Origin of the sequence: Gimesia sp., from assembly GCF_048260065.1 — a bacterium.
In the GTDB taxonomy this organism is placed as follows: domain Bacteria; phylum Planctomycetota; class Planctomycetia; order Planctomycetales; family Planctomycetaceae; genus Gimesia.
On the sequence record NZ_JBLXHC010000020.1, the window covers coordinates 79,902 to 104,332 of the forward strand.

Below are 24,431 nucleotides of genomic sequence, written 5' to 3' on the forward strand. Positions count from 1 at the left end.
CGGATGACGTACAACGTGAGATCATCCCACCTTGCTCTCTCATTATGGAGGCGAATGTCTAATAGATCCAATGCATTTTCAGCATGTGTATCATGCATGAAACGCATTGATTGATTGTGGTAAATCGTCGATCTCTGCCGAATAAAACATATCGATGTAAGCAATTATGACCAGACACCTTACAGACATTCCTGAAATACCAGTTTCACTCGGCGGACTCATTAGTTGAGTAATGGGAAGCCATTTGAAAAGGTCCATTTCTACTTAAACCAGAGTTGATTTGAATGAAGACAGCGGACTCTAAAGTCTGATTAAAATAGTTTACCCCCGTGGTGCAGCCGATAAGAATGCAACGTCTTCACGACTGACTCCCTGGAAACAGGTACTTTTAAATAATTATTCTGTATATCTGCCCTGAGACGCTTGCCCATGTCATGCCGCCTCTGTTAGTTCTGCAGACAGTCAACTGGTTTCGCTCGCATCCTGCTACATATTCAACGACCCAAAAACACAGATCTGAGACTTATGCTTGCTTATTTCGCTATTGTCGCTGGACTTGGTTTACTGATCTGGAGCTCGGACCGGTTTATCGAAGGGGCAGCAGTCACATCGAAGTATCTGGGTATGTCTCCCCTGTTGATTGGTATGGTGGTGGTCGGGTTCGGAACGTCGATGCCTGAACTGGTGGTCTCTGTCATTTCGGCAACGGAAGGGAATGCCGGTGTTGCGCTCGGAAACGCCTACGGTTCCAACATTACCAATATCGCGCTGATCCTGGGAATGACTGCCCTGGTGAATCCGCTCACCGTGAACTCCAAAGTCCTTCGCAAGGAATTACCCGTTCTGACCGGTTGCACTCTGCTGGCTGCCTGGCAGGTCTGGGATGGAACCATCAGTCGCCTGGATGCTGTCGTACTGCTGACAGTATTGTTGTTCCTGATCGGCTGGTCGATCTGGCAGGGTCTCCAGCACCCCAGCGATGAACTGGAGGCGGATATGGAACGCAAGCTGGCCAGTAATCCCCTGCCAATCCGCCGCGCGGTGATAAGGCTGCTGGTCGGGCTCACCATGCTGGTCATCAGTTCTCGAATTCTGGTCTGGGGTGCCGTCGAACTGGCCCGTCGTTTCGGAGTGAGTGATCTGATAATCGGGTTGACGGTAGTCGCCATTGGTACCTCACTGCCTGAACTGGCTTCTTCCATCATCGCTACCCGGAAAGGGGAACACGAGATCGCCGTCGGCAATGTGATCGGCTCCAACCTGTTCAACACGCTGGCCGTGGTTGGTTTAGCGGGTGTCATCCATCCGATTTCCGTTGATCCGGAACTGTTCAACAGAGACATTCTGGTCATGCTATGCCTGACGGTCTCGCTGTTCATACTGGGATATGGCTGGAAAGGGCCCGGACGGATCAACCGGATTGAGGGAGGCTTCCTCCTGGCCTGCTACATCGGTTACACAGGCTGGTTGATCCGGACGGCATTGATGTAGCCTGACTGAAATTTGACAGCGACTGGTTAAAAATCGCCGACGACTTCCCCATCCCGCGGGTTGATCAGATTCTTTAATTTCTCAGCCGGGATGTCCGTTTTAATTTCGCGCACGGTTCCATCCACGATCCCCGCTTGAAAGTGATCCCCCTTGATGGTTCCCAGCGACTGGATCGGGTTCTCCGGATCGAGAGTCAGTTCATCCGGTTTCGTCCAGGGAACGGCTTTGTCTGCCCCCGCTTTCACATACAGGATCGTGTACTTTACCCCATCCTCGAAACTACGGTAGTAAGGGCCTGGCCGATCCTTCTGGAAGGGCGTCCCGGGGCCGACAAAATGCATGATCGAAGTCATTCCGGGTTCCGTCACACCTTCACATTCATAAACATCCGGCATCAGTTTCAGCAGCTTGATGTTATGCGGGCTGTCCCAGGGCTCATCCAGTTTAAACTGCTCATACAGGCAATGGGCATCCAGAGACGGCAGCAGGTACACGCGCCAGCTTAACAGCTGCTTCCCTTTCCCGAGTTGCTTAGAGGCGGGGGGAAATTGTCGATGCGAATCGACGAACCTTGATAATCCAGACGAAATCTTTTTCATCTGAACCAGATTTTTATCCGTTGTCTTCACATTTAACGATCTGCGAACCTGGAGTGAGAGCTTGTCGATATCGACTTTGGCGCGATCGGCAGGATGAATGAGACTCCGCCAGGTCTCATCGTCGATATCCGATTTCAATAAACGGATTCGCGCATCAATAAAGGCAGTCGGGATACCCAGCGGAGTCTTGCCGACCGATTTGGATGCGGAAGCCAGGTCCAGTTCTCCCGGCTTCGTCCATTCCACTGCCTGATCGGGGCCCGCTTCGACGAGAAAGACCGTGTTGGAAAATCCATCAATGATATCCCTCATCCTTCCTGTTGAACCGGCTGTAAACATGGAAGCCACCGCATTTGCCCCCCTGCCTCGAGACCGTCCGGCATTCTCCGGCGGTGCGACAATTTTGGGATCTTCAAATCCACGAAAGCGGGTCAGATTCGAACCGGTGGGTGTTTCGGGAGAACGATAGATTGCAGGCATATATTTGGCAGCCGCTTTATTGATCGGACTGTCCCAGGCTTCATCCAGCTTGAACCGTTGAAACAACACCTCTTCTCCCAGGTAAGGAAGCAGATGCACGCGCCAACTGACTTTCAAGCGCCCCTGATCATCATAGTAACGCTTGTAAATTTTGGGATCAGGCATAAACGCTTGATAGATTGCTGCCAGATTATGAAAGGCACCCGCAATTTTTCGCAAGGAATCTTCGACTGCCTGATACCGCTCATAGGGCATCGCTGGCTGGGTAACAACTTCTTCTTTCGGCTCTGCCTTGACGACAGCTGGTGGTTCAGGCTGCTTTGGAGTGGCTTCGGCAACCGTCATTGCAGCAGGTTTCGTCGTGGCCGGCTTCGGGTCCTCTAGCCATAGCTCGAACGGTTTCGGCATGAAAGGCAACGACTCGACCGGTTTAGATTTCGCCAGCTTCGGTTCCCTTCGTTCTGGTTCTGTACGCTTTGGTTGCGCTGGCTTTGGTTCAACCGGTTTTGGTTCTACAGACTCTGGTTCAGCCGGTTTTGACACGACCGGTTCGGGGAGCATTGGTTTCGGCTCTGCAGGTTTTGATGACACTGGGTCTGGTTCGACGGGCTTGGGACTGGTGACGGCAGGCTTTTTCAGAATCGGCCCGGCTGATGCTTTCCCGGATTCCTTTTCCACTGCAGGCAAAGAAGCGGACTCGCTCTTTTCTGCCACCTGATCTGATGGCTGCCCCGCGGGATAGAAAAGGTACAGACCCAATCCGACAAATAATAAGACTGCAAGCGTAACACCGCCTGTCAGCAACCAGTGGCTGGTTTCGTCGGGTTCCGGGGAAGCGCTCTCCTGAATTTCTTCGAGGCTGCTGGTCTCCTGTTCGACCAGATAGGAAAGATCCTCATACTCCTCCGCAGCTTCTTCTTCTTCGATCAGCTCCAGTATTTCCAGTTCCTCTTCAACTGGCGCAGGTATTTTGATCAGCGCTCCACAGGCTTCGCAGGTCACCACCCAGCCAATTTTTTCGTCCGTAACCTCATATGGCGTTTTGCATTGACTGCAGCGAAATTCAATGACCATAGATCCCTCATAGTGACTTTAAAAACTGTCGAACAGGAAGCGTATAAACGGCTGACATGCTGATTGTCAGATGCCTTTGCAGGAAACATCAGCGAACAGTTAACCTCTTGCCTGATCCTGCACGAAGAGTTCGAACACCTGAAACGCCATTTGTTGATCCTCGGAATATAACGTGATAATTACATACGCAGATTTGTCTTTAAATGTTTCCGGTACCTGCCAGGTCAGCCGACCGGTCTCTGACAGCTTCATCCCCTCCGGTGCGGCGCTGAGTTCTATGGTCACTGACGGGGAACTCGACTTGAATTCCAGCTGGTAATCCAGCTGAGTTCCCTTGATGCATAACTGAGGCGAAACGGAAGTGGCAAACAGATAACCTTTTTGAGATTTATGAAGTTCATTGATCAGGGAAAACGGAACGATCCGTAACGCATCATCTGAAAACGGAATCGTCACAATCTGATCCGCCTGGTAAATATAATGAATCCGCTTATCCAGCGGGACCAGATCGTCTAGATTGCGAATGGAGGCAGCGTTCTCCCTGGGCTTCAACTCGTCGGACAGTTTTCCCAGGGGTCCCACGATCGAGGAAGCAATCTTCTCTCCGGATTCAGCGAGATAGATATCCACCGAACTGCCTTCCATCGGGTGGGACACATAGAAATTTGCATCAGTGGAAGGGATAACACTTGGCCCCCCGGATTTAAATGCTCGATATTTACGCTCCTGAGAATAAGGGCCGCTCTCTGTCAGCATCAGGGATCCATTCAAATCCGGCAGATTGTAATTACCATACGCGGCACCGGAACTTTTTTTTCCAAACTTCCAGATTTTTGTATACAGCGGTTTCCGACTGACAGCAAACAGCCCCTCAACTTCACCGTTTCTGGTATCGTAGAGTGTAAAGACGGTTCCATCACCTGAGGCCCTGAACGTCAGCGAGTCTGCAGAGGGAATATCAGCGAGTCTGACGGTATCGTATGCGGGATCATCCTGCAGCGTTTCCAGGTCACAGAACAGCAGCAAATACAGATGCTGCCTGTCCGTTTTATGCTCGAAGTAGAGCATTAATGGCCCCTGCGAAGCATGCCCCAGAGCCATTCCCCTCAACCTGGTATCTTTGGGTAAAGCCTTCACGGTCTCCTTCTGAAAGGTGTCGAACGACCAGCGTTCCACTCTCTTTCCCGATCGATCTGCCACAACAAAATCATCAATGCCGGCAGCGATGAGTGCATCATCTGTTTCGAGGGGAATGGTTTTGACAATCTTAACTTCATTGGCGTCATAAATGAGAATCTGTCGCTGTGCTTTGAGATAGAGGACCAGGTAGCGCCCTCTGCCTCCGGCAACCAGATCCGTAATGACTCCAGGCAACTTGATCTCTTCCTGCCCCCCCGTGTACCTTGTGAATCCCGGCACCGCTTTTTCTACGACAGGTGCGATCCCGACGGACTTTTGCGGTTCGGGTGGATTCTCGGGAGCAGCGGCAATTAAATCTACCGCGGGAGCAACCGCTTCCACTTCCGGAGCAGGACTGGCAGCCTCCGCAGCATTCGCAGCAGGCTCAACATGTTCTACAGCAGCCTGTTCCGCTTCTTCGCCTGAAAACAGGAGAAAAGCGAGCCCCCCCATCAGCAGAACAGCGACTGATATCCCTGCGCCGATCAGCAGCGGTTTCCTGTTTCCCCCCTTTGAGGATTTCCTGCTCTTGACGACGATCGAACCCGGAGACAACGTCTGCTTCTGCTGAGAACCTGCAGGCGTTGCCTGAGCAGTCGAGTCTGTGGGACTACCCATACTTGGCCTGGGGACTTTCATCAGCGTGTCACACTCGGGACATTCGATTTGCGTTCCCGCCTGATCATCGCGGATTTTATAACCTTTGCCACAACCACTGCATTTGAATTTGATGGCCATCGAAACCTCGGAGACAACTTTGGCAAGCTGAAAAACAATGAGAGAATAAATGCTTCACTGATATAAACGAATACGACTTATAATACGCGTGCTTTAGCGACGTGAGGATCTTGACTTCCGGCCCGGGTTATCAGGCGGCTCACCTAAAACACCTGGCTTGTAGGTCACATAAATCGCAATCGTCTGCATAAATCTTTTTCCTGATGGCGACTCCAGGACCAGATAAACACGCTCTTTATCACTGGTAGAATTAGCGGGCACATCCCAATGAATGAGACCTTCAGGTGAGACGGTCATTCCTACAGGAGCATTCATCACCTTATATTTGACCGGCTTGGTATTGGATTTGAATCTCACCCGATACTGGTAGGTATCTCCCCGCTCCGCATCCCGCGTGGGAAAGCTTGTTACAAAGAGATAATCGGTGCCTGTTTCTTTCAAAGCCGCATCCACATCAAAACGATGCAAAATGATTTCGTCCCGACTCTCCGGCAGAAAAGAAATCACATGCGCGTCCGGAACAAAGCGCAGCCGCGCGTGAGCCGTTCTCAAACCGGCCTTGTAATCGGGCCAGCGTTCTTTGGACCAGATATCAGGGAGCGTGAGCAGAACGGGCAATGCGCCGGTACGATAAATTTGAATGGAAGAACTGCCCGAGACGAGCGCCATACAGAGGTCTCCCTGTAAAGCAGGTATCCCGAAAGAGATTGGTTTATATTCCGTATCCTTGTCCAGGCGCAACAGGTCCGGGTAGCGTGTTCCGCTTGAGGTGTAAATCGCTTTTCCTTCCGGGCCGGGAAGCACTACATTCAGGTATTCCTCATCCGCAATTTTGAATCCCTGCATGTCCTCTGAATAGCGGACATGCGCCTGAAGTCCCTCTACCGAGATCACCATCGTCCCGAACGTGGGGTCAGTCCCCGACTGGGACAGACAGAAGATCCGCCCGTTCGCAGACGCCTTCACCATCAGGTTCTGACCTTCGATTGATTCCCATGATTCCTCGGACATCTGAATGGCAGCTGGTTTGAGCGTGATCAGATCCAGGAAATAAGGGTGTCCGGACTCTCCCGTTTCTGCTCCCACCAGGATCGGGCCGTTCGAAGCAGCCCCTATGGTGATTCGAGAGACAGGACTGTCGGGAGGCAGGGCTTCGGACTGTTCCTTTTTGAATGTCTGCAGACTGTATCGTTCAATTTGATGCTGATCGCGGAGCAGTACCACCAGCTTGTCTGCGCCGGCAGCGAAAGCAAGATCATCGGAATTGACATCGAGCGTTTTCACGATGCGGGCCTCTACCACATCGAAGATCGCCAGCTGTTTTTTGTCCTGTAACTGAAAGATCAGATACCGCCCTCCCCCGCCATCAACGGCATCATTCACATAAGGGGCAGGCAGATGGACTGTCGTTTTTGTCCCCTCAAATTTTGTAACAGACAGTGGTGGCAGTTTGACAGGAGCCAGATGCGCCGCCCCGGGCTTTAACTGACCTACCGAGATTTCCGGGACCCCCAGACACAGCATCAGATAAATACAAACAGTCCACGCTGACAACTTCATTTTCGATTTCCTTCGTGACGTCTCCTCTGCTGCAGACTGTTTTCTGCTGCAGAGAACAGACCAGTGCTGCGAATCGACGTTCTGACTGAATAGAATCCGTTTCATTTACTGATCTCGTATCTCTAAAGAGAAGTTTTGAAATTTCGTTTTACCATCCTGGGGTATCAGAGAGACAATCACAATCGCCTGATCTGATTTAAAGTCTTCCGGAACGCGCCAGGTCAGTTTTCCGGAATCTGAAATCTGCATCCCCTCTGGCCCGGCACTCAATTCGACAGCAACTTCTCTGGATGAGGATTCCAGTTCCAGCTGGTATTGCCAATCCTGACCGCGTCGACATTCGCCGGGTGGAAGGGAAGAGACGAATAAATACGGAGACTCTTTGCGGAGTAACTGACTCAGTTCAAACCGGGAAATATGCAGGCGATCATTAGAAAGCGGAATCGACAGGATCTGATCTGCCTGCGGAATAAAGTAGATCCTTTTCCTGTCCGTAAACAGCGGGTCTCTCTGCCCGAATTTCATTTTTCCCATAAAACCAATCTCGGCATACCCGAGTTGTTTGGCCGAATTCCTGGTAAGAATGCTCACATGCTCTGTGTTATTTTCACCTGTAGGGAATCGTTTGCGGTCGTCCAGCCGATACGGTAAAGAGACGGCATATTCCGGATGAGTGCAGTATCCCATTTTTCTGTTGAAACTCTGCTCTTCCCTGGACAACTTCGGAACCAGATGCGGGTCGGGAGGGCTCACCTCTTCCAGTGTCTTCAAGTCAATATAGAAAACAGGTTTTCGCGGTTGAGACAAATCGGCCCGGCCTTCAATCTGGGAGAGCTTCAAAGGGCCATACGAATCAAAATCGAGATCAAGCTGAGTCACTTTGCCCGGTATTAGCAGCCGTTTGACAGCCTCGCGTTCGAATGAAGCCAGCGACCAGCGTTCGATCAGGTTCTGCTGTCGATTGACAACGATCATCTCCGCTGCACCGCCGGCAATCATGGCATCGTCTGTGGCCATCGCCAGATCCTTGACGATGCGGGCCTCATTCACATCGTACACGCTGACCGTGCGCAGTGACTTCATGTAAATCAGCAGATAATGCCCATTCGCTGCCAGAGTGACATCGGTAATCTCTGCCGGCATTTTCAGATCCTGGTGTCCGCCTCGATATTTTCTGAACACAGACGCTTGCACCGCAGCAGTCGGCGTCGCGGTTTCCTGCGCAGAAAGCGAGACGGGAACGCTCACGTTCAACTGCAGACACAACAGAAGATAAAATAAAAATCGCACAGACAATTTCCTCATAACGCTTATTTTAATTCAAAAAGCAGACCGTCATCACAGGTAAACAGCCGGGACAGCGTATCCAGGGAATTTTTGCTGGAAACAAACCTGGAGCTGCCATCGGCTAACAGGACGTAAAAACCATCATCGCGAAAACCATACAGCGATTTAATGGAATTCTGATCCACATACTCCCAGTCCGCCGGCTTCGTCCATTCGACCGCCAGTTGATCGGGGACCTCTACGAGCAGAGCCGTCTTATTGAGACTGTCTTTCACCTCAGGCTTTTGATCTTCCGCTGCAGCGGAGAACAGCGAATGCTTGCCTGACACTCCCAGCAGGTTTGTCTTTCCGAGAGCTGCGTTTGAATCGGGGGAGCGATAAAATTCGGGCATAAATGGAAGCAGCTGTATGTTATGCGGACTGTCCCAGGGTTCATCATGATGAAACAGTCGATACAGGTCGAGTCCGCCTATCGCCGGTAATATCTGTACGCGCCAACTCAGCAATGGTTTGCCCTTGTCATCCACGGAATAAGGAGGAACGGTATGAGACCCTCTGAAAGTAAACCTTTCCAGGCCAGGCACAATTTTGGTCATACCAGGCCGCGGTGAATGGACTTCCGTTTTCAGGTTTTCATATAAATTTCGTTGATTAGCCAGATAGCCGCTGATTGCAGTTACATACTTACGATCTTCCGTACTCAATTTATCCAGTGGCAGCTTGAGGGGCAGGCTGGTTCGATCCTGTTTCATAATCGGGGTATTGAAATATCCATACCCGGCAAAAACTCGAATCAGTTGCGCCTCAAACTGATTTTCCTTGTAGTCTGTCCAGGTTCGAGTCCCCCGGGTTAACTGACGTTGATTTAATTCCTCTGCTTTTTGTTCGAACAGTCGCTGTGCATTGGCATCTGCTTTCGCCTTGGCAATCGGACCGACTTTAACTGCATACTGGGTTGTGATTGCCTGAGGCTCTTGTACGGGAATCTTGCGCATTCTTCCTCTTTGGCTCTGTCTCTCATACTCCTGCTTGCGACGCTCCTGTTCCAGGCGCTCCCGGGCTTCCTTGACTGCCTTGATCCGTGCCAATTCCTCGGCTGCAGCACGCGCCGCATTCTCGGCTGCTTCCGGAATGGAAACTGTCAGATGATGCGAAATCGACTTTCCGGACTGATCCTCAATGAAAATCAGTGCGACCACCTGTAATCTGGCAAAGTCTTTCGGCGGCTTCCAGGTCACCAGGCCTGCAGGAGAAACAGCCATGCCCTCCGGACCGTTTGACAGCTGATAATTGACACCCCCCTGCTTCGGTTGAACCTTAATCTGATGCTGCCAGGGTTGCCCCAGGTGGGCTGCTGACAGTGAAGGCGAGGAAACAAACAGGTAGTGATCGGCATTCTGTTTCATCAATAGTTCTGGATTGACCTTGTGAAGAACCAGACTCGTGTCTCCTGTCGGAATCTGAATCAGCAGATGCGCATCAGGTACCAGGGTATATCGTTTGGTATAAGCCATGCCCGACATACTGAAAACGTGATCCCGCGCGATTCGATTCAGCGAAACATCCACCTCCTTCAAGTCTGTAAACGGCTTGGATTGGCCTTCCAGGCATAATGCCAGTCCCGTGCTGCCTCCCCTGCTGTAATGCCCGACGAGAGAGAGATAAAATCCAGGTTGCGTCGCCGGGATCAGCAGATTTTCTGACTGCCTGTTATTTTTGTCTCGAATCATCTGCTGGTTGTAGACATTCAGCGGCGCATAGATCTGCGTGCCATCAGTACTGGGCCGCATCCCGTAATCTTTTTGCTTCCTCACACCCGAAGAATAAAACAGTAACGGACTGAGACGTCTCTCATAGCTGTTCCCTTTCAAGACAAGAATCGTCTCTCCCACCGCAATCACCTGCCCGTTGGCGGAGGCAGCAGCGTACGGGAGATAACGTGGTTCAATACCACGGTAGACACTGCGGTTCTTATCTGACTCGCGTTCTTTTTCCAGCGCGAGCAGTTGCATGGTGTCCGGATCAAGAAACAGAATTGACGGGCCCGGTTCACAGAACAAAACCAGCGGACCATGCGAGGCACTCCCCATCACCATCCCGCCGATTCGGGCTGTGGTGGGCGCAGGGATCGTCAACTCGCGCTTCAACGTCGATAAATTCCAGCGCTGAATTAACATTTTGTCCCGGAGCAGAACCATCAGATGATAACCGCTGGCTGCAAACAGGATGTCTTCTGAATCGACGGGAAGATACTTCACAATCGCCCCCTGGGAACAGTCGAAGACTGCCAGCCGCTTCAATGCCTTTAAATACATGATCAGGTAGCGTCCGCCTCCCCCCGTCACGAGATCTGTCATCGGTGTCGGCAGGTTAATCTGCTTCTGATCGCCTTTGAATGGAACCGGGGTGATGGTCGGCAATGCGGTATATTTAGTATCCGTTTTGAGTTCTGCAGACTCTGGTGTCACGACGGACTCAGCAGGGGAATCCGTGGCAGTCTGCTCTCCCTGTATCGCTAATCGAAACGTCTGCAGGATTTCCTTTCCGGAGGGTTTTGTCATCGATAAAACGACATCGACCTGCTCTTCGATCAAGTCTCGCGGGACCTGCCATTCCACCAGTCCCTGCGGGTTCACAGTCATTCCTTCGGGACCGATATTCACTTTGAACTTTACTTGCGCCGGTTTCGCTTTGACTTGAAGCGGATAGGTAAATTTCGCTCCCCGCTCTGCAGATACAGGCGGTTGACTGATCACCAGGAAATAATCTTTACCGGATTCTTCCAGAGCCCGCTCCAGATCAAACCGGTAGAGCACAATCTCAGTATTACTTGCAGGCAGAAAGATCAGAGTTTTGGCATCCTGGATGAAATATAAGCGATTCCCCGTTTCATCTGCTTTAAACAGTGAGTAATACTCTCCATAGACTGGCTCACCAATTTCAGGTACAGACAGAACAGGATCCGGGTTGCCCGGCTGCATGATCAGCAGGGTAGAGCTCTTTTCATTATCGCCGCGAGTCAGAAAGAAATCCCCGGAACTGCTGGGGACGCCGAGCCAGTTGAAAGGGGAAGACTGCGGCTTCATCTCACTGTTAAAAACGCGCCTGTTGTGATAAATCGTTTTGCCATCTGCGCTGGGAAAGGGGTAACCGCCGGAATAAGTATTCTTGAACTTGTTTGCCGAATTCTGGTCCACAACCAGACTCGCTGCATTATGTAAATCGCGGAGTGTAAACACTCGCCCGTTGGCTGAGGCGCGGAGCAGCAGGTGGGGGCCACCCCGCACATCGAAACGCTCTGTCTCAACCTGTAATCCATTCGGCTCCAGCGTCGCCAGATCATACAGAAACCAGTGCTTGGGTAGCTGATCCTCGCCGCTACGCAGCAGGAAGGGCCCATTCGAAGCAGAACCCATCGCGATGCGGTAGAATAAGTCAGGTTCCGGTAACGGCTTCGTCAGTTCCCGCTCAAAGGTGAACAGGTCATAACGTCGAATAAATGCTTTATCGCGGGCGACAATCAACAGCTTGTTGGCACTGGCTGCGAACGCCACATCTTCCGAATCCAGCGGCAGGTATTTGACAATCCGGGCAGCGGACACATCAAATATTGCCATTTGCTTCAATTTCTTCAGATAAAAAATCAGAAAACGTCCGCCGCCCCCCTCAACGACATCACTGTATTCAGCAGGCAGCTGAATGGTCGTTTTCGCACCTTCAAATCGGGCAGGCAGAATTGGAGGGAGTGTGACGGGCACCAGATGCGCCTCACCCGGTTTTCGACCAGCCAGACTGCTCCGTGACGCTGGCGGCTTCAGTTCAGGCATCTCGCGATAAATTCGCGCCACATTCTCTTCAATGCGGCTGGCATGAATTTGTGTTTTCCCTGACGCGTCTTTTTTCTCCTGCGCAGGCAGCCCCCTGCAGCAGCAGACCGCAGCCAGTAACAAGCAGAATAACCGTAATTGATTCAGCCGCATCACATCACTCCACAACTCGCTTCACAAACAAAAACATCATTCAATTCTTCACTCTGGTTCATCAGCCGATAATGCTCATTTCAGTTTCACCGCTTCGCCATCATCGCGGATGAAGGCCCGTGAGATATCTTTCAGTGAGTTTTCACGGGAAATGAGCTTCACAGTTCCATCGGCAAACAACGCATAAAATCCTCCAGACTGAGAACCGAACAGTTCTTTGATGGCCGTTTCGGAAGTAAATTCCCAGTCGTCCGGCTTCGTCCACTCCACCGCCAGTTTATCGGGCACTTCAACCAGCATCACGGTCTGGTCCAGGTCATCCGTCACCAGTTCGAGTCCGACTCCCCCCCAGTCTTTAAACAGGCAATTTTCACCAATCACAACCTGCAGACTGGTTTTGCCCTCACCCGCTTTCGAATTCGGCGTCCGGTAGAGAGCCGGCATGAGAGGTATGAGGCGTTTATTGTGTTCGCTGTCCCAGGGCTCATCAAAATGGAACAGTTTATAGAGCGCGTCGCCCCCAATGTATGGCAACAGGTTGACGCGCCAGCTTAACAATGGTTGTCTATACCGGTTATGACTGTGTGCCGACAGAAGTGAACCTTGACGCTGTTGTAAATAATTCTGCATCCCGGCATAGATTTGACGCATTTCCTGTCGCGGAGAAATCTGTAGTTGCTCCTCTGCTTTGATTCGTTGTTTTTCTTCCCGGGCCTTTGCCGACAGATCCCGGATATATTTTTGATCTCCGGTACTCAATTCATTCAGGGAAACATCGTATTCCCCTTCCGTTCGAGTTTTCAGTTTTACCTTACCGCCAAAAGATTCTACAAATTGCGCATCCAGTTCATTTCCCAATGAATCTTTCCAGGTTCGAGACTCATGCTCTGACTCGGTTCTCTTTTGTTTTTCCTCCATCTGCTTCAGTTTGAGCAAAGCATTTTCATCTACAATCTGTTTCGCTTTGGTACCGTTGGCAGCCAGTTCTTCCTGCAGCTTTTTTGCTTTATCTTCATAGCGAGTAATCAGATGTCCCAGCTCCAGGGCATTGATTTCCAGGGCATGATTGATTTCTTCCTGGTTCATTTTTTCGGTCGCGGCAGGCACCGTAATAATGAAGAGATAATCGGAATACTTAAAACGAGGATTCTCACCCGGGCCGCTCATCAAAATCGTCACAGGCACATTCACTTCTGAAATTTCTGCAGGTACCTTCCAGGTGATGAGCCCCGAATCAGATACCGTCATGTCTTTCGGCCCCCTCCCCAGTTTATAATTTACACTATGATTGGAATTCACTGAGAGCTGGTATTGATAGAGTTTACCCGGCACTGCAGTGGTGACAGGGAACGATGTCACATACGCATAATTCTCACTCACCGATTTCAGTAAGGCAGCGTGATCCACTTTGTGCAGGATTAATTTGTCAGCGGTAGCCGGAATCTGGACCAGTAACTGTGCGTCAGGAATGAAAGAAAACCGCCTGGTTAAGGCCACCTCGCAGGTCCCCTGGGAATTGCTTAAAGTCACATCCACTTTTTCCAGTGGAATCTGAATTTTTGATTTTCGCTCCACCTGCAATAAAGCGGCCTGAAACGGGGTAAACCTGTCCTGAAGTGATGGCTTCAGGGTAATATACAATCCCGGCTGAACCGCGGGGATGTGTATCGCTGGATTGTAGTATTGGACAGCTAAATCCCCATAAACGGAGAGACACTCATCATAAGTGTAGAGCAGGTTTCCTGCCGCATCCGGTTGGGGTCGTCCAAACCCTCTCATCCTTAGGTCTTGATATTCAAGCGAGTTTTCCGTCAGCAGGATCATGCCGGAATCAAAGGCGACGATTCGTCCATTGGCTGAACAGCGAATCGAACCAAATCGATGGGGTTGCACCGCACTGCCACTGGTAATCTTCCGGCGCCCGGTCGATCCGTCGTTTTTCTCCTTGACGATAATGCGATCCAGATCCAGCAGCTTCAGCGTATGCGGATCGATGAACTGGCAGAGCTGAAATTGCTTCCTGTCCTCCGTCAACAATACCAGTGGCCCTTCAGAAGCAAATCCCATAGAAACTTCCAGGACAGGCGCAGAAAACGGAAGTGGAGCCTCTGTTTCCTTTTTGAAACTGGTCAGACTCCAGCGTTCGATCGTCCTGGTTTCCGGTAATACGACCAGCAGAGACTGAGCACCGGCTGCCAACAGGAAATGATCTGCTGACATAGGCAGTTGCTGGATGATTTCTGCTTTGACCGTATCAAATACATGTAACTGGCGGTCATTTTTCAGGCGCAGGATCAGATAGCGTCCACCGCTGGCCACGACATAATCGATGATCTTACCAGGCAGTTGGAGTTCCTTCTGATCCCCCGAAAACCGGGCCGGTGTAATCCTGGGAAGCGTCACCTGTGCTAAACCAGTTTTGCTTTGCGCCACTGCTTGACCGCTCTGCTCCTGTACTTCAGCAAATCCGCCGCACAGAAATCCGAGTAGAACGAACAGAGTGCCTCTCAAATTTAAGCATCGCATTCCGATTAACCTTTTTATTATATCTATCTCTCGCTGATGAATGTGCATCATCAAATTATGAGGAGAGCTTATTTCAAATTCACAGGCTGCCTGTCCTGGGTGGTAAATATGGGCGAAATTTCATTCAAAGTGTTTTTATTGGAAATCGATCTGACACTGCCATCCGCAAAGATGGACCAGAACGCCTTCGAGCCGGTGCCGAACAGATCTTTGATGTTCTCTTCCCCCGAGTACTCCCAGTCATCGGGCCTGGTCCATTCGATCGCCAGTTCATCGGGCACAACAACGACCATCGCGGTATTGCTCAGCCCATCGGTCACATTCCTGGGTCTGACCTCATCTTTTCCGACAAAGATGCAACCCTTGCCTTTCACACCCAGCAGATTCGTCTTTCCCTGATCCGCACTGGAACCGGGAACCTGGTAGAAAAAGGGCATGAGAGGAATCAGCTGACGGTTGTATTCACTGTCCCAGGGCTCATCCTGACGGAAGAGATTATAGAGCTCGGCTCCTCCCAGATAGGGCAGGAGATGGACGCGCCAGCTTAACATTGGTCTGTCTTTGAGGATGCCTTGCTCAAACCGGTCCACGGAATAGGCAGGTGGAAAACCAATTGATCCCTGCGTTTTGGAATTCAGCGCCGTCGCCACCAGTTGCAACTGTTGTCTTAATTTTTCCGCTCGCTCTGCTGCGGTCTCCGGACGGTTGCGTTTTGCTCTTTGAGCAGCGGAATATTCATTCACATACTTCTGATCGGTTAAAGATAGTTCACTCAGAGTCAGGCTCATCAGTTCCGGTTTCTGATTCGAATTTCTCAAACGCAAACCGTTTTGCAAATCACTTTTGAGACGTACCTTCACGATCCCGCCAAAGACCCGCACCAGTTGTCCCTCGATACGGTTACCGCTCGCATCAGACCAGTAACGATAGGGAATCGACTGCGTTCCCTGTTTCTCCTGCTGGCGCTTCAGCCACACTCGCGCTTCCTTTTCCAGTTTGGCTTTCGCATTGGGCCCTTCCTGTTTCAGTTTGACCAGTCTTAACCTGTTATCGTCGGCATGCGACTCTTCAACGGCTTTTGCTGCCATCGCAATTTCCCGGTTTTGCTTCGCCTTTGCATCTGCTGCCTTCTGTTTCGCCGCCAGTTCTGCATTTTCCCGGGCAATCTTGTAAGCTTCGGGAATAGTGATTGTGAAGTGATGGGAGAGTTCCTTACCGGACTGACTATGCAGCCGCACCTGAACGGGAACCTTCGGCGTGCTGAACACTGCAGGGATATCCCATGTCACCAGTCCTTCAGAAGAGACTTTCATACCTTCAGGCGCCGTTGCCAGAGTGTAAGTGACCTTCTGTTTTGATTTCACCGAAATTGGAAATTCCCAGCGTTTTCCCAGCAGTCCAGTTGCCGGAGCGAAGGACGTCGCATAAAGATAATCTTCGCCCGACTCCTCCAGCAGTTGATCGATCTCGACACGATGCAGAATCAACCTGTTATTTGTAGCGGGTATCTGTACGAGCAGACCGGCATCAGGAATATAGGTATAACGCTTTTCAAATGACGGAACGGTCTCGGAAGAGCTGACAAAACTCTGCGTCACATCGACATCGGTTAAAGGAAATTGGGGATTCTCATTCTCTTCAATCTGCAGCATCAGATCCTGCAGATTTTTTTGACTCCCGGAATTATGGCGTTGAACCGTCAGATAATAGCCGCTTTGAACTGACGGAATATGCCTGATACGATTCCGCTTTCCGATTTGCATCATCTCCGTATCAAAGATTCCAGCCTCTGTATAAAACCGTGTTCCCGAGGCATTCGGCAACAGCTTCCATCCCAGGCTTTTCACTGAGCGCCAGTCGTAAACAGAACCCAGCTGGTCCAGCGCCCCATACCTCAGACCAACCAGACGACTATCTGCCGAAATCGTATCCGTGCCGTTAAACTGGTCACTTATTCGTGAACGATTCAGCCTTTCCTCCCGCAGTCTCCTTTCGATCCGCTCTGACGGAGTTTCAGGGCGTGTTTGAAAATCTGTCAGTTCATCCAATGTAACCAGATCGACTTCCTGCATCGAAACAGGATCAACAAAGTAGAACGGTTGATGACGATGCACAAACACAACCAGTGGTCCCCGGGATGCGTTCCCGATGGCAATGCCTTCCAGCGGCTCCTGAATCGGCAGGGAAGCAGTCGCTTCGCGCTGGAATGTCTTCAGGCTCCAGCGATCCAGAATCTTTTGATCGGGATCAACAACGAGCAGATGCTCTGCGCCTGCTGCAAACATCACTTTCTCAGAATCAACCGGCAGAAATTTGACGATTTCTGCACGCGACGTATCAAAAATTCCCAGTTGATGCAGTGTCTCAAAATACAAGATGAGATAGCGGCCGCCTCCCCCCACCACGAGATCGGTAATTTCGGCAGGCAGTGTGAGCTCTTTCTGTTTTCCTTCAAACTGAACCGCTTCCAGCTTCGGCAGCGTCACCTGATTCGAACCGTTGAAGCGGGCCCAGACAGTCCTGGAATCCATTTTCGCAAGCGGCTGCGGTTTCGGAGCAGCAGACCCTGCCGGCATTTTCCCGTTTATCGAGAGCAGGTAGGAGTGATACATTGAATTACCCGTCGGACTGGTCACGGTAAGAATCACAGATGCCTGATCATTCTGAAAATCGTTCGAAACAGCCCAGGTCACCACACCGTCGCTGGAAACAGTCATCCCCTCTGGACCGGAATCGATCTGGTACTTTAATGGAGTCTGATTTGATTTGACTTCGAGCTTGTATTCATACTTCTCGCCGCGTGCAGCGATCTTGACGGGCTGGCTCTGGGTGAATAAGTAATCTTTTTTGCGATCCTTTAGTAACTGATCCAGTTTGACTCGATGCAGATAAATTCGACTTCTCGTTTCAGGAAGATAGGCCAGGGTCTCTGCCTGGGGAATATAATACGCCTGCATGTATCTCAAGTTGGAATCCATCATTTGCTGGTTTGATCCACTCTCTTTATCCCAGACATCAGGGATCGTCACTAAAGGCTCCGTATCGCCGGACGCGTAGATCTTCACATCGCGTTTCAGACTTCTTTCTCTCTGTACCACCAGGCTGGGATCGGAAGAAGGAAACATGCTTCTGAGGTTCTGATTGACAGGCATTAAATCTTTCGTCATGACGACGCCACTGGCAAAAATGTGGTTGCCGTCAGGCCCGGGCAGCAGCGGTCCATAAGATTTATTCAGGGACATCGCATTCAGTTTTTTTCCGTCGACCTCGTAAGCCACTCCCCTCCAGCCAGACCTCATCCCCAGACTGACTCCAAAGACCTTCCCGTTGGCAGAAGCATTCACATAATAGCTCCTGATATCTTCTGCAGAGACTTCAGGCGGACGCTGCGACTCCAGTTCAATCAGTTCCAGAGATTCCAGGTCCAGAAAACTGCTGACCATCACACGCTTACGCCGGTCATCCGTCTTCAGGCCGCCGACATAGACAGGCCCATTGGAAGCGGCCCCCATCGCCAGCTGTACTACGCCCCCCTCTACCGGAATCCGCCGCGCGAACTCTTTCTTAAATGTCGAAAGTTCATAACGCGTGATGATTCGCTGATTGTGATCGAGCACAACCAGTTTGGTCGCACCGGCAGCAAAGGAAACCTGACCGGAATTCACGGTCATGTAATTCACGATGCGAGCCCGGGAAACATCAAACAGCGCCAGTTGCCGGATATCGGGTAAATAAAAGATGAGATAACGCCCCCCGCCCCCAGAGATAACACGGGTGAACCGGCGCGGCAACTTGACCACAGCGTGATCTCCCTGAAAAGCAGACGCGCTGAACTCCGGTAAAATGACCGGCCTCAGATGAGTTTCCCCCGCCTTACCAGCTGCCGTCAGAGGCAGGCTCTCAAACAGAACCGGTTTCTCCCTGAAGAGCAGCTTGTACCCAACGACCGATTCGCTATCGCTGGAATCAGAGATGCGAAACCTGAGTTCGATGTGATCAGTGATATGAGATTCGTCGATGCCGAAATCCTCTGGTACCTGCCAGCGAATCTTACCTTCCGTGGTCACTGTCAATCCGTCGGGAGGTCGAATCGATTGAACCTTGACTTCACCCTGGACCGACTTGACCTTGAATTCAGATTCGTATAATTCACCCCGATACGCGTCCTCGTCAGGTTCACGCGAAACATAGAAATGAAGTCTTCCGTTTTGTTTCAATCGCTCGGCAATATTCAGCGAACGCAAGTCAATCGAATCGTTGCTGCCCGTGATAAACATCATCAGCTGCGCCGCTTCAATAAAGTAACGTCGCGGAAAGCCATCCGTTTTGACATCAGTGCGAAACCCTTTCGGCGGGATGATATGCTGGATCACGGGGGAGATTTCAGGACCAGGTCCAGGTATCGTGAGTAAAGGTTTATCAGACCCTGGCAGGATCACCGAATATGGATTTCCTCTACCGCCGAGCGGGTACAGATAAAAATCACTGAAAGAAGGCATATACCCGCCGATCAGGTTACTAAACTGATCGATTTTTTCGAGCTCCTGGTTGTAAATCCCCGACAGGTTATACAGCTTGCTGCCATCCTGACTGGGAAACCCCTTTCCCCAGGTTTTCTCCAGGTATCGTGTCTCTACCGTGTCCCCTTTGATCGCCACCCGCAACAACCCCGATGGTGAAGCAAACTTCTTGCTGATACCAAAAACGCGACCATCGGCTGATGCCTCGACGTCACACCGGTCCGCATGATTCAGCTCCCACTCGGACGATATCTGCACTGAAGAAGGGCCGAGTGTCTCCAGATCGAGAAACTGCCATGCCCCTTCCGTTTGATCCGACCCCAGTAAAATGGGACCGTTAGAAGCGGCCCCCATTGTGATATGGGCCACATGCAAATCGGCAGACAGAGCTTGCGACTGTACCTCTTTCAGATCAGGCAGATGATAGCTCTGGATTCTGTTTTCCTCCCGATTGACAATCACCAGCTTGTCAGCGCCCGCGGTGTAACAGAAATTCCCTGTATTCATCTTCAACGTTTTTACAACTTCGAGTAGGGAAACATCGAAGACAATCAGCTGTTGCCTGTCTGAAACGTGAAAGACAAAATAGCGCCCACCGCCGCCAATGGCGAGCTCACTGCAGACACCTGGCAACTTGACATTGACCTGATCCGGACTGAGTTTGGGAGCGGTGATCTCAGGCAGTTTCACCGGCGTCAAATGCGCTTCACCTGGTCTGGTCGTCTGCCCTGCTGCATCACAGCAGATGAGCGCAAAACAGGCAATCAGCAGTGACACCCTCAGCAAAGTGACATTCACGTGGCTGTTCCTTTGATGTAATAACGCAATTTGATGAATTCAGATAACAGATCAATAAAATATTCCGATCGAATCGGACCGGATCACTGTGTCTTTTTCGTGGGCCCGTTTATGAGATTCAGCATTCTGCTGATCTCATCCCGCGGCTTTTTGTCGGAAATCAATTCGACTTTTCCATCTGCAAATAACGCATAAAAACCGTCTGGCTGAAATCCGAACAGCTGCTCGATGGAATTGTCTGACTCATACTCCCAGTCATCGGGTTTCGTCCATTCGACGGCTAACGCATCGGGCGCTTCCACAACTATCGCGGTTTTGCCCGGCAGTTCTCCCCCGCGAAACAGACTCTCTCCACCAGGACCACTAAACAGCGGACGTTGCGCCCGGATCGCCAGCAGATTTGTTTTTCCGACCCCTGCTTTGGACCGGGAAGAACGATAGAATGCGGGGATGAGCGGTATCAGTTTTTTATTGTATTCACTGTCCCAAGGCTCATCATGACGGAACAGGGAATACAGCTCCCCCTGCCCCACATACTTGAGAAGCTGAACCCGCCAGCTCAACAGCGGCTTTCCCTGCTGATCCTGGATATTCCCCAGTAGATTTTTATTGCCGAAGCGGCTGGGAGTTTTCTGAATGGCTAACCAGAGTTCCAGCATTCGCTTCTGTGGTGAACCACTATCTGCCAGTTCCTGTTCCCGCTGTTTCCGTTCTGCGATCTCTGTTTTGGAAACCTGATTCAGATATTCCCGATCAAGCGCACTCAACGTATTGTCCGGAATCGTCAGAATTTGATTGGACCGGGAATGCAGAATCACCGTATCAGCAAAATACTTGATCAGTCGTGCCTCGATTTCGTTCTCGCTGATGTCCGTCCAGAGACGATACGGATTTGGTGCGCCTGGTCCGAATCCCCGCAGTTTCCGCAGAGCCTGTTCTTTTTCAAATCTCCGAAATTGTTCTGCCGTATCCTGTTCCGCCTGCTCCCGAAACATTTCACCATTCTCAACCAGGCGTTGTAATTTGATGCTGTTCTGTTTTTCACGCTCCACGATTCGCTTGGATTCCAGCGCTGCTGCCTTGAGGTCTTCCATCATTTTCTTCTCGGCCTCTTTCCGCTCCTCTTCCCGGCGGATCTTCTCCTGCGCGATCCGAATCGCAGCAGGTACGAACATGGTAAAACGGTGGTTCAGTTCCTGGGTCGAATTATCTTTCAATTGAACGGTGACTTTAAATTCAGGCTCTACAATGTCAGCAGGAACCTTCCAGGTCATCAGTCCTGTGTCCGTAACGGCCATCCCTTCAGGTCCCGATTTCAACTCGTATTTCACTCCCCCTTTCCGGGAAGCCGTTTCAATCTGATATTTCCAGAGCTCACCGGGAGCCGCTTTCGTCTCAGGCCTTGATGTCGCGTAGAAATAATCAATGCCCGACTGTTTCATCAGCTCCTGAAGTGGTACACGATGCAGAATCAGACTGTCATTGGTATTTGGAACCTGGATCAGAAGACTGTGGTCCGGAAAAAACGAGAAACGTTTGGCAAACGCCATTTCCGATGGGTCCTGACGTTCAAACTTACTGAGTGAAGTATCAACGTCGTTCAAAGTCAGCAGTGGTTGCAGTTCCCCTGCTGCATGCACGGCCAGCATATCAATCTGACCGGAATTACGCCGACTGGATGAGAGCAGATTGAGAAAGTAGCCGGGTTGAATTGCCGGAATCAGGCTGCCTAACTGGATCGGCAACACCGGATTTCCTACTTCAGCAGCCTGGAAGATCTCTTCCATCTGGTTTGTGATAATGCCCCGCTCTGAATACAGAAACGTACCATCGGCGCCCGGCAGGAGTAACGAACCATAATCGCGCGGGCTTTGCCGATGCTCGATGTTTGAATCCAGGTAAATCAGTGTGTGGTTACCCAGCGTCATCACACGCCCGTCTGCGGAAGCGGAAACAGCCTTTAACAAAAACGGCCTGGAAGTGAGATAACCGGAATCTTTCGCTTTGACTTCGATCACTTTCATACTGCGGGGATCGACGTAGGTATAATTCTGCCCGTTCGCATCACGCCCCGATAATAAGACCAGTAGATTCGAAGAGGAATGCCCCATTACCACTGCATGGATCGGCTTATCAACCGGCACAGGTACGACCAGATCGCGTTTGAAATCATCCAGTTTCCAGCGTTCAATTTTCTGTTGATCGCGCAGAACGACGATCAGATACTCCGCCCCCGCTGCAAACAGGATCTCCTCAGATTCTACCGGCAGAGTTTTGATAAACTTCAGACTCGATACATCAAACACTTTTAATTGCTTCAGACTCTGAAAATACATGATCAGATACTGGCCGCCGCGTCCTGCCACCATGTCCGTCAAAGGAGCGGGCAGATCCACCTTGCTCTGCCCCGGTTGAGGCGTGTCAACCGGTTTCGACTGCGCCGGTTCAGGAGGTTCCGGTTTCGGCTGAGCGGCTGACTTGAGAATCGCGAGAGCACCTTTCATCCCTTGTGAGGTAGCATTCCTGCTTGCAGGCGCGGGTTGACTGACAACGGGTTCCGGTACAATTTTGGGAATATCCGCAGTCATTGCCCGATCGCCGCTGACGGCAATTTCAAACTCATGAAACAGCTCATAGCCGGTTGCATCAACGATATTCACAAAGACATTCACCCGACTGTCCCGGAAATCCGGAGGCACGTTCCATTCGAGAATACCGCGCGAGGAAATTGTCATTCCCTCAGGTCCCGAATAGAGTTTAAACCGAACCTTCTCCTGTTTTGATTCCACCTGGATCGGATACGTGTAGCGTTCCGCTCGCGTCGCCTCTAAAATCGGCTCGCTGCTGACAAACAGATAATTCTGGTCTGACTGCTTCAGTGTCTGTTTCAGATCGAGATGCTGCAGCAGTATTTCGTCATTGGATTCCGGCAGAGTAATCAGGACCTGCGCCTGTTCAATAAAATAGTGACGCAGGAACGGCTCTGCTTCTTTTTGAACCGATTCATTCGTACGCCCCCTGGTGTCTTTGACATCAGGTAGAATCTGCGGACCGGGCGCAGAGACCGTCGCGAGAGGATGCGCCTGATCGCCCCGATGAATATGGAATGTGCTGCCATCCTCGCCGCGTACGAAATAAAAATCACTGTAAACCGCCGGAATACCAGAATTCAAACAGACCTCACCAGCGATCTGCCTGAGAGACGGGAGATAGATACCACTGGCGTTAAACAGCCGGCTTCCATTTTTACCGGGAACGACCACTCCATTCGTATCATAGCGGTGCGCTGTTTCAATTTGATTGCCATTGATTCTGATGGTTTTTAAACGAGAGGGAGCAATACCGCCCACACAGATACCAAACACCTTACCGTCTGGGGAAACGTGAATGATTCGATTTCCGCTGAGAACGTGAATCTCTCCCCCGGGCAGGTCGACGCGACTTTTTTCCAGAGTGCCCAGGTCCAGAAATGATTTTTCCGCGTAACTCTCATTACCAGAGAAAAATAAAACCGGACCATTCGAGGCTGATCCCATTACAAGCTGAGCCCCCTCGCCTTTCAGAGCTACTGGTAGAGATAATTCCTTTTCAAACGTGTTCAGACTGTAACGCTGAATGACAGACTGGTCGCGCGAGAGAATCACCAGCTTATCCGCTCCTGCGGTGAGGCAGATGTCTTCAAATGGAATGGGAATCAGTTTGCTGATCTTCGCTGCGGAAACATCGAAGACCGCCAGCTGTTTCTGCTGCTTCAGATAAAAGATCAGATAATGGCCGTTGCCACCAGCGGCAACATGGGTGAACACACCTGGCAGTTTTATCTTCGCCTGACAACGGTCTAGTCTTGGCGGTGTCACAGAAGGCAGAGTGACGGGAGTTAAATGCGTTTCACCTGAACGGAATCTGCTTTGATCACCTGTTTGTGCCTCTGCTTCCTGCCCGCCTGTAAGTCCGCTGAACAGGCTGCAAAACAGTATCGACAGAGAGATCCACAGGATGCTGATTCGCACTCCGTATCTCCTTTGATTTTGAAAGAGAATGATAGAATGAAGAGCTATGAGGAAAACAGATCAAGTAATTCAGAGAGAACGCTGATGCACATCAGAAAGTCAGATAATGAACAGACTAACTGAACATTCATCATGGTCATATGTAAATGCCAGATCAACATGGATCTTGACTTTTTTCCCACAATGAAC

At 50.9% G+C, this 24,431-nt stretch carries 9 protein-coding genes; 1 reads left to right on the forward strand and 8 read right to left on the reverse strand.

Features of this window, described 5'->3' with window-relative positions:
- Positions 1–525 precede the first annotated feature (525 nt).
- Positions 526–1,491 (forward strand): calcium/sodium antiporter, encoded by a 966-nt coding sequence (locus ACN0YN_RS27125; protein ID WP_417388102.1) that lies wholly within the window; start codon positions 526–528, stop codon positions 1,489–1,491.
- Positions 1,492–1,517: 26 nt separating this feature from the next.
- Here ACN0YN_RS27125 and ACN0YN_RS27130 read toward each other — a convergent pair whose 3' ends face one another.
- The 8 genes from ACN0YN_RS27130 to ACN0YN_RS27165 form a co-directional block, all read right to left on the reverse strand.
- On the reverse strand, positions 1,518–3,644 hold the full coding sequence (locus ACN0YN_RS27130; protein ID WP_417388103.1) for a DUF1559 domain-containing protein: 2,127 nt from the start codon (positions 3,642–3,644) through the stop codon (positions 1,518–1,520).
- Positions 3,645–3,743: 99 nt separating this feature from the next.
- Positions 3,744–5,561: a hypothetical protein gene (locus ACN0YN_RS27135; RefSeq protein WP_417388104.1), complete on the reverse strand. Its 1,818-nt coding sequence runs from the start codon at positions 5,559–5,561 to the stop codon at positions 3,744–3,746.
- Between the two features lie 93 nt (positions 5,562–5,654).
- The gene (locus ACN0YN_RS27140) at positions 5,655–7,121 is read right to left on the reverse strand and encodes a hypothetical protein (protein WP_417388105.1); all 1,467 of its coding nucleotides are present in this window, start codon (positions 7,119–7,121) and stop codon (positions 5,655–5,657) included.
- Positions 7,122–7,226: 105 nt separating this feature from the next.
- Positions 7,227–8,411, reverse strand: coding sequence for a hypothetical protein (locus ACN0YN_RS27145; protein ID WP_417388106.1), 1,185 nt, complete (start codon positions 8,409–8,411; stop codon positions 7,227–7,229).
- Between the two features lie 20 nt (positions 8,412–8,431).
- Complete coding sequence (locus ACN0YN_RS27150) at positions 8,432–12,388, reverse strand: hypothetical protein (RefSeq protein WP_417388107.1); 3,957 nt, start codon at positions 12,386–12,388, stop codon at positions 8,432–8,434.
- A gap of 75 nt (positions 12,389–12,463) precedes the next feature.
- Positions 12,464–14,914 (reverse strand): DUF1559 domain-containing protein, encoded by a 2,451-nt coding sequence (locus tag ACN0YN_RS27155; RefSeq protein WP_417388108.1) that lies wholly within the window; start codon positions 14,912–14,914, stop codon positions 12,464–12,466.
- Positions 14,915–14,982: 68 nt separating this feature from the next.
- Positions 14,983–20,232, reverse strand: a complete 5,250-nt coding sequence (locus ACN0YN_RS27160; protein ID WP_417388109.1) for a hypothetical protein — start codon at positions 20,230–20,232, stop codon at positions 14,983–14,985.
- Positions 20,233–20,315: 83 nt separating this feature from the next.
- Positions 20,316–24,242 (reverse strand): hypothetical protein, encoded by a 3,927-nt coding sequence (locus ACN0YN_RS27165; protein WP_417388110.1) that lies wholly within the window; start codon positions 24,240–24,242, stop codon positions 20,316–20,318.
- Positions 24,243–24,431: the final 189 nt, after the last annotated feature.